We start from the raw sequence: 13,155 nt of genomic DNA on the forward strand, positions 1-13,155 counted from the left end.
CAGTGGTCTGGGGAAGGATGGCCTGGTGCCACGTCCATCGAAGTACCCTGAGCAGTTCCGTAGGGACGCTGTTGATCTGGTCCGTTCGTCGGGCCGGTCGCTGCGTGAGGTCGGTCAGGAACTCGGCGTCAACCATGAGACGCTGCGGAACTGGGTCAACGCCGCGAAGACCGCCGAGGCCGCTGGTCGCGGTCGCGGCGAGGAGCCGGTGAGCGCCGACGAGCGCGAGGAACTGCGTCGGCTGCGGAAGAAGGTCGCCGAGTTGGAGGTCGAGAAGGAGATCCTCCGTAAGGCGGCCGCCTATTTTGCCAAGGAGATGGGTCGATGACCCTCCGCTACCGGTTCATCTCCGAACACCGCGCCAACTACGGCGTGCAGCGGCTGTGCCACGTCCTGGCGGTACGACGTCCCGGCTTCTACGAGTGGCTGGCCGCCCAACCGGCCCGCGAGCAGCGCGCCGCGGCCGAGGACCAACTCACCGCCGAGATCACCGCGATCCACGGCGGGCACCGCGGCGCCTACGGCTCCCCGCGGGTGACGGTCGAACTGCGCCGCCGTGGCCGGCGGGTCAACCGCAAGCGGGTCGAGCGGGTCATGCGCGAACGCGGCATCGTCGGGATCACCCGTCGCCGACGCCGCAGCCTGACCCGGCAAGACGCCACGGCCGCGCCAGCGCCGGACCTGATCGGGCGGGACTTCACCGCCGACGCCCCCGGACAACGCCTCGTCGGAGACATCACCTACCTACCCACCGCCGAGGGCTGGCTCTACCTGGCGACCACATCGACCTGCACACCCGCGAAGTCGTCGGCCACGCCATGGCCGGGCACATGCGCGCGCAACTCGTCTGCGACGCCGTCACCCTCGCCCACCGACGCGGCCTGGCCGACCCGAAAGCGATCTTCCACTCCGACCGCCTCGCCCAGTATCGAGCGATTCGCTACAGCCAGCGGCTCGCCGAGGCCGGTGCCGTCGCCTCGGTCGGGTCCAAGGGCGACTCGGAGCGTGGGTCCGGTCGTGGGTGGCGCCGGCCCCGTCGACCCGCACGAGGATCCTGCGCCGGTATGCCACCGGCAGCTGGGCGATCGCCTCACCCAGCACGCGGATGTGGTCGGTGACCATGTTCGAGCCGGCGTTACCCGGCCACAGCAGCATGGCCAGACTCTCCGACGTGTTGGCACACCACGCCCCCAGCGGGTGGAACCCGTATCCCTTCTTGAACGTGGCCGCCGCGCCCTGCTTGTCGGAGTGAGCGGTGATCAGAGTGGCGTCCATGTCGATGACCACCCACCCCGACAGCAGCTTGCCGGCCACGCACAGCCACGGGAAGCCCTGCGGCCGGCGGGAAAGCAGGTCCCACACCCGAACGCGGACCTTCGCCCTCGCCTTGGCGATCCGACGCAGGGCGGTCTCGTCCAGCCCGGCCAGGGCCCGGCGGACGGTCGCTTCCGACGGCGGACCGCCGAACACGAGCCCCCGATTAGCCAGTAGCCCGATGTCGGACATGCTGGCCCCGCCGAGCACGATCGCGGTCGCCAGGCAGACCAGGACCGTGCCCCGGTCCCACCACCCACCACCCCGGCCCCGCACCCCGCGGCAGCACCGCGTTCAACGCCCCAGTCAGGTCGGTCCGGTCCGCGCACCGGCGCAGCAAGACCGCACCCGCATGCCCAACCAAACCCTTCCCACCCGCCGCCACCTGCAGCCGCTGATCCCACCCGCTACCCTTGCTCACCAGAAAGGTGCACCCGATTCTGATGTGGATATGACGTAGACACTCACATCCTGACAGGTCAGGCGCACCTTTCCCTTATCACCCTCGATGCATCAATTTCGGTCTGAACGGGCGAGGCCAGAAGCGCAGCACCTCGTGGTCGAGGGCGGGCAGATCGACCTGCGCGTGCACGGGTCGATACATCGAGTTGGCTCCTCTGGCGCGTGTCCGACGCGACGGTACTCGCACAGCGTTCAGGACAGTGTGGTGGCGACCGCGGCTCGCAGGCGGATCCGCGCCAGGTGCAGGGCGCTCGCCGCTTCGTGCGGGCTCAGACGCATCGCGGCGGCGGCCGCGGTGATCGGCATACCATCGAGCAGGACGAGCTGAGCGAGTGGCCCTGCCGGTGGGGGCAGCTTGTCGAGGGCCTCGTTGACCTGGTCTAGCAGTTCGGCGGTGACGAGATCGTCCTCCGGGCCCAACAGTTGGTTGTCGCCGCCCCAGATGTTGGGCGAGGTGATGAATCCGCCGAGGTCAGGGCCGTCGAGATAGAACTGCGGGTAGAACAGGTCGGGTGTGTCGGCGTCGACATCGAGTTGCTGGGTGCGGTCCGCGACGGCGAAAGCGCTGACCTGCCGTTCGTCCGCCCCATCCGCCAGCACCCGGTCGACCAGCGCACGTGTCAGGATCTCCAGGTCCAGGTCCTCGCCTACGGCCAGCGCCTCGGTCAGCACGTCCTGGACCAGGTCGTCGGCGCGGGCACGATCGAGCGAGTCGGCGAGTTGCTGCAGCGCGCTGAGCACAGCCGGTGCATGGTTGCCCGGCGCGAGCCCGGATCGGGATACCGGCCGCGGCACGCTCTGCAGGAGAGTGTCGGTCGCGATCAGCTGTTCGGCGAAGGCTGCGCAGTCCGGGCAGCCAGCGAGGTGCTCGTCGACGACGGTTCGGATCGGTTCGGCGAGTACGCCCGTCTGGTGGTGGGTAAGCTGGCCGACGCAGTCGGCGCACGTCATTTCATCAGGCATGGCACACCTCTGTTAAAGGGATTTCCGGCCGATTCTAGAAACCATCTAAGCCTGAATCCACGTGTGTCACGAACGCAGAGAGGAGCTTGATGTAGGTAGAGCTTCTTGATGCGGTGCTGCGTAAGAGATGAGGGTTCGGCCCCTCGGCACTGGGCGTACCGATGAAGGAAAAGGCCGGCCGGAACCCTCCCTCGGAACTCCGGCCGGCCAGGAATGAGCGAGTCGATCAGCCTCTGCGGACCGTGGCGAGAGCCTTGCCCCAAGTCACCGTCTGGTCGAGGACAGTGTTCAACGTGGCCTCGTGCTGCGGGCCGGGCTTGAAGACACTGTAGTTCTCGAAGTCCGAGAACAGCGACAGCGCGACCTGGGCGCGCACATCGGCGATCTGCAGCTCGCCGGCGATGAGCCGCAGGTGCTCGACCGCGCGCGTGCCGCCCGCCGAGCCGTAGCTGACGAAGCCCGCCGCCTTGTTGTTCCACTCGGTGTAGAGGAAGTCGATCGCGTTCTTGAGTGCGCCACTGGTTGAGTGGTTGTACTCCGGCGTCACGAAGATGTACGCGTCGAACTCGGCGATCTTGGCTGCCCACTGCTTGGTGTGCTCGTTCGCGTACTGGCCCATCGACGGCGGTGCGGCCTCGTCCAGGTGCGGCAGGTTGTAGTCGAGCAGGTCGACCAGCTCGAACTCCGCGTCCGCGCGCCGGCTCGCGATGTCGTAGACCCACTTGGCCACGGCCTCGCCGTTCCGGCCCGGGCGGGTGCTCCCAAGGATGATTCCGACCTTGATCATTCCTAGCTTCCTCTTCTTGAAGGGGGCGCCACCGTGGAAGGGTGACGTGTCACCGAATGTCCAGCCCGTCGATCTTGGTGATGAACTGCGGCAGCGCGTTGAGCTTCGCCTCGACCTTGCGCCAATCGCAGCGAGTGCCCCAGTACTCGACGAGCGGGCGGAGCTGTGCCAGCTGAACACCCTGGGACCGGTCGACGACGGTCTCCTTATCCGGCCAGCGCGTCATCTTCACCCGCTGCCGCAGCTCGTTGATCTCCTTTTGCGCGACCTCGATGCGGAAGGGGCGGACACCGTTGATCTGCTTCACGGAGCCGGAGGACGCGCTTGGTCATCAGGAACTCCTTCTCTTGCTTGCAAGTGACAACCAAATCCCCGTGGCTCGTGTGATGGAACGCTTCCCCTCTTCTCGACGTGCCGTACACCCATCGCATCGCGATTGAACGATGCCGCTGATGCCAGGCGCGTCGCGCCCGTGAGAATCCCTGGCCCATCCACGGGCCTGCGAAGGCGCAAACCAGGGCTTCGCTGACGACGCTGACCGCGCGGACTTACGAAGCCGGCGATCGCGGCGCAACGGCTCGCCCGTTACGGCGGAGAACTCCTCCGGTCGCGCCGCCTTGCCGACTGTCGCCAGGACCCGGCATGGACCAGGGAGTCTCCCTGGGGCGAAAGGGCCGTGAGCCGCGCGAGCGTGGTCAGGTCGGCATCGATCTGCGCCGGCTCTGGGGAGAGCGAAGAGTTCAGATCGTGGAGATGAAACTCGCCAACCTCACGCCGGTGCAGTCAATAGCGGAGGAGATCATGGAGTTGTTTGTGGCGTTTTGGGCGCATTGGTTGGCGCTCGGTAGTTCGTTCGCTCCAGCGACCTGCAGTCACGAGGCTGTACCCGCCTCTCGTACCCTCTTCGGACGGCGCCCCGAGCTCACCGCCCTCGATTTGTCGTTGATCCAACTCATCTACGAGGTCGTCGCGGCGGACTCGAAATGCATCCGGTGCGGTGCCCCGCTCAGTCGTCAGCTCCATGTCGCGAAGTCGGCCGCCGACTATTGCCAATCGTGGACCGTATCGGTCCTGGCGAGGTGCAGCGGATGGCGGCGCCACCAGTACGTCGCCACCGTTGACGACGGCTCGAACGGATTCGTGCTTGGACCGTTTCACTCACCCGGACGTCACGCTTTCCGCAGGCGGCGGTGATGCCGGCCCCTGACATCAGAACGAGAGGATCCGTGGTCGTAGATACGGAGTTTGCCCGCAGCGCCCGCGCTGCCCCCCCTACAACAGGCCACCGCTGGGCACGTCGGTCCCGGCTAACGAGGGAGAGCTCAAGATGACGCTGTCATTGCTATCGGGTCGGGTCGCGCGAAGCTCGACCTCTGGTACGGCCACCCAGGTGGGCGGTCGGACCGGGAGCCCCCTGCCCGGGCCGTTCTTCTTGGCGGACGCGGACTGCCGGACGCTGCTCGGCGCCCGCGAAGACTGGTGGGAGCGGGCCGCGTGCCGCGGGATTGACGTAGACGTTTTCTATCCGCTGCCGAATGACAGGGTGGCCGAGGCGCGGGCGCTGCTGGTGTGCGCGCAATGTCCTATCCGTGCCAGGTGCCGGCGGTACGCCATAAGTAACCGCGAAACGTACGGCATCTGGGGTGGCATGACCGAGCAGCAACGGGCTGCACTCCTGCGACGCCGTCCCGCCGCCAGTCAGCGCCGTTGACACCCGCGTGCCCTGATTCGTTCCCCCAGCGACGTGTCGCCCGGGTGGCTGAGCCAGCGCCAACCGGGCGAACCGCTAACCCGGTTGTCGCTCGTGGGCCTAGCGGGCGGTGCCGGGTCTGCCGTTGCGGGGTATCGCCACGGTTTTCATGCCGGCGTCGTGCAGATCCTGTTCGACGCCGGCCTCGCCGTAGCCGCGGTCCGTGGCCACCGCACCCGGCGGTCGTCCGGTGCGGTCGGTGATCCGGTCGACCGCGGGCGCCAGTTGCGGGCCGTCCGGTGGATTGCCTGCCTCGACGGTGTGGTCCAGGACGATGCCGTCCTCATTGTCGACGACCTGCGCCTTGTAGCCGAACTCGACGGGCCCGCCCAGTCGGCCTTTCGCGATCGGGCGGGCGTCGGGATCGTGCAGGCTGACCAGGCGGGTCGCCGTGTTCCGCACCGGGTTTGATGGAGACATCGAAACCTGGGAGGAACACCAGCGATGCCCGCACCGAAGAAGTACAACGATGAGCTGCGTGAGCGTGCGACCCGGTTGGCGGTCGAGGCCCGCCGGGAGCCGGCGTCCGCGGTCGGAGCGATCCGTCGGATCGCCGGTCAGCTCGGGGTTCACCCGGAGGCGTTGCGCACGTGGGTGAAGAAGGCCGAGACCGACGCCGGCGATCGGCCGGGCACCACCAGCAGCGACGCGGAACGCCTCGCCGCGTTGGAACGGGAGGTGCGTGAGCTGCGGCGGGCGAACCAGATCCTGAAGTCTGCGGCGTCTTTCTTCGCGGCGGAGTTGGACCGTCCGTCGCGATGAAGGTCGAGTTCGTCGACTCCCAGCGGGAGCGACACGGTGTCCAGCCGGTCCTGCAGGCGCTCGAAGGCACGCCGGCACAGATCGCACCGTCGACCTACTACGCCGCCAAGACCCGCTCGGCCTCGGCCCGGTCACGGCGCGATGAGGAGCTGACCGCGATGATTGAGCGGATCCACGCGGAGAACTACGGCGTCTACGGGGCACGCAAGATCTGGCACGAGCTGCACCGCCAGGACATCAAGGCGGCCCGGTGCACCGTCGAGCGGCTGATGCGCGAGTCCGGGCTGCGCGGGCTGCTGCGCGACAAGTCGCCGCGCACAACCCGCCCGGCGGCCGAGACCAGCCGTCCTGCTGACCTGGTCAAACGTGACTTCACCGCCGTACAGCCGAACCAGCTGTGGGTCGCGGATCTGACCTACGTGCGAACCAGCGTGGGATGGGTGTACGCCGCGTTCGTCCTCGACGTGTACTCCCGCATGATCGTCGGCTGGCAGGTGTCGACGTCGCTCTACACGGATCTGGCTCTCGACGCGTTGAAGATGGCGATCTGGCGGCGCGAGAATCAAGACGCTGACCTGGGCGGACTCATCCATCATTCCGACCGGGGAGTCCAGTATCGAGCGATCCGCTACACCCAGCGGCTCGCCGAGGCCGGCGCTGTCGCCTCGGTCGGCGCCAAGGGCGACTCGTACGACAACGCGATGGCCGAAGCGTTCAACTCCCTGTACAAGGCCGAACTCGTCCGCAACAAGGGCCCGTGGCGCGGGCTCGACGACCTGGAGATGGCCACCGTCGAGTACATCGACTGGTACAACAACCGCAGGCTGCACGGCGAACTCGGCCACGTCCCACCCGCCGAGTACGAGGCGCTACACGCGATGACCCACCCGGTCAATGCACCCCTGAAAACCAGCTAACCAACTCTCCATCAAACCCGGGGCTTGACACCTCCGGCAGCACCGACTCCCATAACGACGGCGGCACGTTCCGCGTCCGCAGCATGACCGTAATCCCTTGCGTGCCAGACTCCTGTCACCGTCACCGTCATCGTGGCAGCCAGGCGTGTCCGGCACAGCCGGAAACGCCGACAGCCGTCGATCTACTCAGGCCGAAGTAAATATTGATCAAGGCCGTGGCCGCGGACCCCACTGGCCAACAGCTCGCCGATGCGCTGCGGGAGCAGATCCGCATCTGGGACCGCGACCGGACAGCCCACCATCACCGTCTACCTGGCCGACGTCCGACGACCAGCTCCGAGACGTGCCACCATCGACAAGCCGTGCATCCGCACGGTCGTGCCCTACTACAGAGACCTGGGATCAGCGGGTCCTGGTCCAGTCCGGGACGTGCGTCGGGTCCGACCGGATGGCCACGTCCAATCCGAGACGGATCGGACCGTCCACCTGCGTCATGCTATCCATGGCGACTGGCTCCTTTCCGGTGTGGCCCATCCGCCTCAGCGTGGATGACCCACGAGATCAACCACCACGAGCAGAACTGGAGCCGGCCCTTCATTATGACTGGACGAGCTCACGGAGAACCGGCTGCAGCGCGCGGTGGAAGGTCGGGTACGCGAAATGCATGTTCGCTAGCGTGCTGATCGGGACCTCGGCGTGGATCGCGGTGACGATCGCGGAGAGCACCTCGCCGCCCATGCTGCCGACCACGGTGCCGCCGATCAGCACGGCCTTGTCGGCGTCCGCGACCAGCTTGATCGGGCCGGGCTCCTCGGCGATCCAGCCGCGGCTGCCCAGGTCGCCGGTCGCCGTCCTGACGTTGACGCCCCGTTGCCGTGCGGCCGCCTCGCTGAGCCCCACCGAGCCCACCTCGGGCGCGGTGAAGGTGACTCGGCCGACTGCGCGGTAGTCCGCCCACGGGCCGTCCACCCCGGTCAGGTCCCGGATCACCACGTCCGCCTGGTACATCGACATGTGGGTGAACGCGCCCTTGCCGGTGATGTCGCCGATCGCCCAGACATCCTCGGCCACCCGCATTCGCTCGTCCGGGTCGAGCACCCGCGTCTCGGGGTCGAGACCGAGGTGCTCCAGGCCAAGGTCCTGCAGGTTGTTGCGCCGGCCGGCCGCGACCAGCAGTTGCTCGGCGGTGACGGTGCCGTCGGCGAGCACGACCCGGAACCCGTTGGGGCCGTGCTCGACCTGCTGGGCCCGCGCGCCGGCGAGCACGGTGATGCCGGCTGCGTTGAACGCTATTTGCACCGCCTCGGAGGCTTCTGGCTCCTCCATCGCCAGGATCCGCGGGGATGCCTCGATAACGGTCACCTCGACCCCGAAGGTCGCGAACACCTGGGCCAGCTCGCACCCGATCGCACCACCGCCCAGGATCGCGAGTGAGGCTGGGAGCTCGGTCAGCTGGACCATGTCCCGGTTGGTCGAATACGGCGTTTCGGCGAGGCCGGGTACCGGTGGCGCGGCGGGGGAGGTGCCGGTGTTCAGCACGATCCCGCGCCGGGCGACGTACGACGTGATCGAGCCGTCGAGACCGGTGACGGTGACCGTGCTTGGCGCGGTGATCCGGCCGCGTCCACGGGCGAAGATGGCGCCGGCGTCGACCAGGCGGTCCACCGCCACCTGGTCGTTCCAGTCATCGGTGGCCTCGTTGCGGATCCGGTCCGCGACCGGCTTCCAGTCCGGAGTCACCACCGACTTACCTGCGTAGCGCCCCACCAGCCGGCCCTCGCGGAGCTTCTCGGCCGCGGTGACCATCATCTTGGTCGGGATGCAGCCGTAGTAGGGACACTCACCGCCAACCAGCCGCTGGTCGACCCCGACCACCTGCAGACCGGCCTTGGCCAGGCTGCCGGCCACGTGTTCCCCACCTGGGCCTAGGCCCACGACAACGACATCGCAGTCGATCGCATCGCTCATGGACGCAGCCACCCATTCAGGCCCGGACGCGTCGCCTGTTCCGGCAGACTGGAGCGACCGCCGGCAGCCGTGCGCATCAGGCCGCCGTCGGCCACAACCATCAGTCCCTTGCTTCTCGCGGGCCGAGCGGGTCGGGCCCGGACGCCGAATCGTGGTGATCTGGTCATGCCGGTCTCCTCGCCTCACCGCGCACGAGCGTGCGCTGCCCTCACCATCGCGCCGCTATCCCCCCGATCGCGCCCGTGGGCCTACGGGGCAGAACCCTGGTCCTGGACGGCGGGCATCACCCGTGCGCCAAGCAGGCGGCGCCGACGCTGGACGAGGTCCCTGGCCGGCAGGGATTTGACCTCGCCCGTGCGTGTCCGATTCGTCCGGTGCCCGGGGGTCCGCCAATGGAGACCAGGGTCTCTCCCTGGTGTGACCAGGTGGCCGCCGGAGCAATCATCGGCGATGACCGCAACCTGCTGGCGCAGACGAAGGAGACTCATGAACGACACTGCAACGAGTACCGAGACCGATACCATCGTCATGAAAACCGATCTCAAGCTCGAGGCCGTGGTGATCCCGGTGAGCGACGTCGATCGGTCGAAGAGGTTCTACGATGACCTGGGCTGGCGTCTCGACGCCGACTTCGGCTTCGACAACGGCTTCCGGGTCGTTCAGTTCACGCCTCCGGGATCGCCGGCGTCGATCCAGTTCGGCAGCAGGATCACCGCGCAGGCCCCGGGCACCGCCGAGGGCATCTACCTGGTGGTCTCGGACATCCAGGCCGCGCACGACGAGCTCGTGAGCCTGGGCGTGGACGTCAGCGACGTGTTCCACCCCGACGCCCCGGGCGCCCAGTTCGGTCAGATCGCCGACGGACAGACCGGCGGACCGGCGAAGGACCGCGCCAGCTACGGGTCCTTCGCCACCTTCCGTGACCCCGACGGCAACAGCTTCCTGCTCCAGGAGGTCACCACGCGGATCCCCGGTCGCGTGGATACGGGCGCGATCGAGTACGCGTCGCTGAGCGACCTGGTCGGTGCGCTCAAGCGGGCGGCGGCCGCGCACGGCGAGCACGAGGTTCGCAACGGCGGTGAGCGCGACGAGAACTGGCCGGAGTGGTACGCGGCGTACATGGTCGCCGAAAACCACGGCGAGCAGCTCCCGGAGTGACCGACAGTCCACCGAGGCGGCATGATTTCTCGCCCGCCCTCGGTGGCCGGTTGGCGGAGACCGACGAGGTGGCCGCCAGCGCGAGGGACGACGCACCCCGGCCACCTCGCTGATCCGCCTGCACACACCGCCACGCGGGAGGCCCCTGCCGCGGCGTGTAGCCGAAGACGTGATCCAGAGCTTCGGCCCCGGACACGCGCGCGGTTGTGCGGCCGATGTCACGCCCAGCTCGGGCTCGTGGTCGAAGCGACGGCCCGGCCACGGCAGCTCGATCGCGCCGTCGGGGCCCGTGATGAACGTGGAGGCCTTGAGGAAGCGTCTCTGAGAATCTACGAAATACCGCGGTGCTGGCGATGAGCGTTGTCGATGCGGTGGCGGCCCAGCCGGGTGCTCAGGGCGGCCCTCCACCGTGCAAGCCGACCGGACCGCCTTCGCTGGCCACCACCTGCTGTCCGTGGCCGTGGCAATGTCTCCGCTCGTGGCCAGTGAAAGTCCCCACCTCGCAGGGGATTAGTTGATCTTTTGAGGGTCCTTCGGGGCCGTGAGACTGGGTGCCAACCAGCACGTCAGCAAGCCCCGAAGGACCCCTCTATTGAAGACTGCGAGGCAGGAGTTGGACATCATCAACGCCTACGAGGAGACCGGCAGCCTGCGGGCCGCGGCAGCTCTCTGCGGCACGACCCACAAGACGGTGAAGCGGGTGCTGGATCGCCGTGTGGCGGGGCAGCGGCCGGGTCGGCGGCGGGCCCCGGCGCCGGCGCCGGGGCTGGCCGATCCGTTCACCGATCTGATCTCCGCGAAGGTGAAGGCGACGGATGGGCGGATCACCGCGAAGCGGCTGCTGCCGGTGGTCCGCGCGGCCGGCTACACGGGGTCGGCGCGCACGTTGCGGCGGGCGGTCGCGGCGCAGAAAGCCACGTGGAAGCGGGCGCGGCGGGTGTATCGGCCCTGGACGCCGGAGCCGGGTGGGCATCTGCTCATCGACTACGGCACCGTCACCAAGGGCCCGAACCGCGGTCTGAAGCTGTTCACCGCGATCCTGCCGTGGTCGCGGTGGCGGTTCGTGCGCTTCACCCGCGACGAATCGTTGGACACGACGTTGCGGCTGCTCGCCGAATGCTTCGAGACCGCCGGTGGGGTGCCGGCCGAGGTCCTCGCCGACCGGATGGGCTGCCTGAAGGGCGGCGTGGTCGCCAACGTGGTCGTGCCGACCGCAGCGTACGTGCGCTTCGCCGCGCACTACCGGTTCCGGCCGGACTTCTGCGAGGCCAGGGACCCGGAGTCCAAGGGAGCCGTCGAGGCCCTCGTCCGGGTCGCGAAGTCGGATCTGGTGGTGCCGGCCGAGGACTTCGGCGGCGATCTGGCGGTCGCCAACACCGCGGCGCTGGTGTGGTGCGCCGAGGTCAACGCCCGCATCCACACGGAAATCCAGGCGGTGCCGGATGAGCGGCTGGCCGAGGAGGTCCAGGTGCTGCGGGCGCTGCCGTCGCTGCGCCCGGCCATGGGCCACGGTGTGACCCGCAAGGTCGACAAGCTGGCCACGGTGCGGATCGGCTCCGCGCGGTACTCGGTGCCGCACGGTCTGGTCGGCGCTCAGGTCGAGGTGGCCACCGTCGATGACCGGATCGAGGTCTGGCACGAGCAGGCCCTCGTGGCCTCGCACCGCCTCGTCCCGCCCGGGGGCACCTCCATCATGGATGAGCACTACGACCGGCCTGCCCGCAAGCCGTAGCGGGCGCTGCGGCCACGCACCACGGCCGAGCAGCAGTTCCTGGCCCTCGGCGCCGACGCGGAGGCGTTCCTGCGCGCCGCCGCCGCAGCCGGCACGCAGCGGCTGCCCACCCACATCGCCGGTATCGTCGCCCTCGAAGCAGCACACGGGCGTGACGCACTAGCCACAGCGCTGCACCGGGCCATCCAATTCCGCCGGTTCACCGTCGAGGACGTGCGGGCGATCCTGGCCGCCGGCCCGGCCGCGCCCACCCCACAACCACCCGGCGCCACGCTCGAGGTTCCCTGCCGGCGGTGCCCGACCCGGGGCCTGGACGCCTACCGCACCGACCGGCTGCGGGAGGTGGCCTGATGCCCGCCCGCACCCCAGCCGCGACCGCCCCGGCGCCCCTCGCCGCGGACCTGACCGAGGCGCTGAAACGCCTCAAGCTGTCCACCATGCGGCAACTGGCGCCCGACGTGCTGCACACCGCGAAAATCCAACGCTGGACCCCGGAAGAGGTGCTGCGCACCCTCATCGAGGCCGAGGTCGCCGCCCGCGACGAGTCCAACCAACGCAACCGGCTACGCGGCGCCGGGTTCCCGGTCACCAAGACCCTGGAGGAGTTCAAGGTCACCGCCTCCTCGGTGCCGCAGGCGACCTTCGACTACCTCGCCGGCCTGGAATGGATCGGCAAGGCCGAGAACCTCTGCCTCGTCGGCCCCGCCGGCACCGGCAAGTCCCACCTGCTCGCCGCACTCGGCCACGCCGCCGTCGCCGCCGGGCACAAGGTCCGCTACCTCACCGCCGCTGAACTCGTCGAGCAGCTCTACCGCGGCCTGGCCGACAGCTCCGTCGGCCGGGTCATCGACACCCTGCTCCGCCACGATTTGATCATCGTGGACGAGGTCGGCTTCGCACCCCTGGACGACACCGGCACCCAACTGCTGTTCCGGTTCGTCGCCGCCGCCTACGAACGCCGCGCCCTCGGCATCGCCTCCCACTGGCCGTTCGAGCAGTGGGGTCGCTTCCTCCCCGAACACGTCACCGCCACCAGCCTGCTCGACCGGCTGCTGCACCACGCCACCGTCGTGGTCACCGAAGGCGAGTCCTCCCGCATGCGGGAGGCCCGCACCCGCACCACAAGGAGCCGATCATGACCTGACATGGCCACCGGTGGAGACATTCGGTGGCCACCAGTGGCGACATCACTATGGCCATTGACACCTTGTCAGTCCATCTTCGACCAGCGAGAATGACTGGCGTCAGCAAGGCGGATCCTGGTGGCTTTCAGCCCGGAACGGGAGTTCCCGTACGTCACCAGCTCGGCCTAAGTGTCGAGTCCGGGATCAGGAGCGCTGGT

Annotated in this window: 11 protein-coding genes and 4 pseudogenes; 9 read left to right on the forward strand and 6 right to left on the reverse strand. The window is 68.5% G+C overall.

Annotated elements, in window-relative coordinates; translation table 11 throughout:
• Positions 1-25 precede the first annotated feature (25 nt).
• The 3 genes and pseudogenes from OG505_RS14455 to OG505_RS14465 all read left to right on the forward strand — a co-directional run bounded on the left by OG505_RS14455 (position 26) and on the right by OG505_RS14465 (position 1,118).
• The gene (locus OG505_RS14455; RefSeq protein ID WP_405433826.1) at positions 26-328 is read left to right on the forward strand and encodes a transposase; all 303 of its coding nucleotides are present in this window, start codon (positions 26-28) and stop codon (positions 326-328) included.
• Positions 325-624, forward strand: a pseudogene (locus tag OG505_RS14460) (IS3 family transposase); the annotation flags it as partial. The gene OG505_RS14455 and the pseudogene OG505_RS14460, both read left to right, overlap by 4 nt.
• 206 nt (positions 625-830) lie before the next feature.
• A complete protein-coding gene (locus OG505_RS14465; protein ID WP_405434501.1) occupies positions 831-1,118 on the forward strand; it encodes a hypothetical protein in 288 nt (95 codons plus the stop codon).
• On the opposite strand, the pseudogene OG505_RS14470 reads toward OG505_RS14465, so the two are convergent.
• The 4 genes and pseudogenes from OG505_RS14470 to OG505_RS14485 form a co-directional block, all read right to left on the reverse strand.
• Positions 1,027-1,506: pseudogene (locus OG505_RS14470) on the reverse strand (transposase); the annotation flags it as partial. The gene OG505_RS14465 and the pseudogene OG505_RS14470 sit on opposite strands and share 92 nt — an antisense overlap.
• 462 nt (positions 1,507-1,968) lie before the next feature.
• Positions 1,969-2,739 (reverse strand): hypothetical protein, encoded by a 771-nt coding sequence (locus OG505_RS14475; protein WP_405433827.1) that lies wholly within the window; start codon positions 2,737-2,739, stop codon positions 1,969-1,971.
• A 226-nt stretch (positions 2,740-2,965) separates the two neighbouring features.
• A complete protein-coding gene (locus OG505_RS14480) occupies positions 2,966-3,526 on the reverse strand; it encodes an NADPH-dependent FMN reductase (RefSeq protein WP_405433829.1) in 561 nt (186 codons plus the stop codon).
• Between the two features lie 49 nt (positions 3,527-3,575).
• Complete coding sequence (locus tag OG505_RS14485) at positions 3,576-3,833, reverse strand: epoxide hydrolase N-terminal domain-containing protein (protein WP_405433830.1); 258 nt, start codon at positions 3,831-3,833, stop codon at positions 3,576-3,578.
• A 335-nt stretch (positions 3,834-4,168) separates the two neighbouring features.
• Here OG505_RS14485 and OG505_RS14490 point away from each other — a divergent pair, with 335 nt between their 5' ends.
• Together OG505_RS14490 and OG505_RS14495 are read left to right on the forward strand one after the other, a co-directional pair.
• Complete coding sequence (locus OG505_RS14490; RefSeq protein WP_405433831.1) at positions 4,169-4,720, forward strand: hypothetical protein; 552 nt, start codon at positions 4,169-4,171, stop codon at positions 4,718-4,720.
• Positions 4,721-4,853: 133 nt separating this feature from the next.
• Positions 4,854-5,237: a WhiB family transcriptional regulator gene (locus tag OG505_RS14495; protein WP_405433832.1), complete on the forward strand. Its 384-nt coding sequence runs from the start codon at positions 4,854-4,856 to the stop codon at positions 5,235-5,237.
• A gap of 99 nt (positions 5,238-5,336) precedes the next feature.
• Here OG505_RS14495 and OG505_RS14500 read toward each other — a convergent pair.
• A pseudogene (locus OG505_RS14500) lies at positions 5,337-5,672 on the reverse strand (transposase); the annotation flags it as partial.
• A 48-nt stretch (positions 5,673-5,720) separates the two neighbouring features.
• On the opposite strand from OG505_RS14500, the gene OG505_RS14505 reads away from it, so the two are divergent.
• Positions 5,721-6,955 (forward strand): IS3 family transposase gene (locus tag OG505_RS14505; RefSeq protein WP_405433833.1). Its coding sequence is split into 2 segments (ribosomal slippage): positions 5,721-6,000 and positions 6,000-6,955, totalling 1,236 coding nucleotides; the frame shifts between segments, so codons are not numbered across the junction.
• Between the two features lie 597 nt (positions 6,956-7,552).
• Here OG505_RS14505 and OG505_RS14510 read toward each other — a convergent pair.
• Positions 7,553-8,923: a dihydrolipoyl dehydrogenase family protein gene (locus tag OG505_RS14510; protein ID WP_405433834.1), complete on the reverse strand. Its 1,371-nt coding sequence runs from the start codon at positions 8,921-8,923 to the stop codon at positions 7,553-7,555.
• 528 nt (positions 8,924-9,451) lie between these two features.
• Between OG505_RS14510 and OG505_RS14515 the strand changes: the two genes are divergently transcribed.
• The 3 genes and pseudogenes from OG505_RS14515 to istB all read left to right on the forward strand — a co-directional run bounded on the left by OG505_RS14515 (position 9,452) and on the right by istB (position 12,952).
• Positions 9,452-10,081 (forward strand): VOC family protein, encoded by a 630-nt coding sequence (locus OG505_RS14515; protein WP_405433835.1) that lies wholly within the window; start codon positions 9,452-9,454, stop codon positions 10,079-10,081.
• Between the two features lie 592 nt (positions 10,082-10,673).
• A pseudogene (istA, locus tag OG505_RS14520) lies at positions 10,674-12,164 on the forward strand (IS21 family transposase).
• The gene (istB, locus tag OG505_RS14525) at positions 12,164-12,952 is read left to right on the forward strand and encodes an IS21-like element helper ATPase IstB (protein ID WP_405433836.1); all 789 of its coding nucleotides are present in this window, start codon (positions 12,164-12,166) and stop codon (positions 12,950-12,952) included. Before istA ends, istB begins: the two are co-directional and overlap by 1 nt.
• Positions 12,953-13,155: the final 203 nt, after the last annotated feature.

It is taken from the genome of Micromonospora sp. NBC_00617 (assembly GCF_045161355.1).
Classification (GTDB): domain Bacteria; phylum Actinomycetota; class Actinomycetes; order Mycobacteriales; family Micromonosporaceae; genus Micromonospora.

Excerpts from the sequence above, each read along its gene's own strand:
- OG505_RS14465 (WP_405434501.1), top strand. The coding sequence starts at position 831 with ATGCGCGCGCAACTCGTCTGCGACGCCGTCACCCTCGCCCACCGACGC.
- OG505_RS14475 (WP_405433827.1), bottom strand. The coding sequence starts at position 2,739 with ATGCCTGATGAAATGACGTGCGCCGACTGCGTCGGCCAGCTTACCCAC.
- OG505_RS14480 (WP_405433829.1), bottom strand. The coding sequence starts at position 3,526 with ATGATCAAGGTCGGAATCATCCTTGGGAGCACCCGCCCGGGCCGGAAC.
- OG505_RS14490 (WP_405433831.1), top strand. The coding sequence starts at position 4,169 with ATGGACCAGGGAGTCTCCCTGGGGCGAAAGGGCCGTGAGCCGCGCGAG.
- OG505_RS14495 (WP_405433832.1), top strand. The coding sequence starts at position 4,854 with ATGACGCTGTCATTGCTATCGGGTCGGGTCGCGCGAAGCTCGACCTCT.
- OG505_RS14510 (WP_405433834.1), bottom strand. The coding sequence starts at position 8,923 with ATGAGCGATGCGATCGACTGCGATGTCGTTGTCGTGGGCCTAGGCCCA.
- OG505_RS14515 (WP_405433835.1), top strand. The coding sequence starts at position 9,452 with ATGAAAACCGATCTCAAGCTCGAGGCCGTGGTGATCCCGGTGAGCGAC.
- istB (WP_405433836.1), top strand. The coding sequence starts at position 12,164 with ATGCCCGCCCGCACCCCAGCCGCGACCGCCCCGGCGCCCCTCGCCGCG.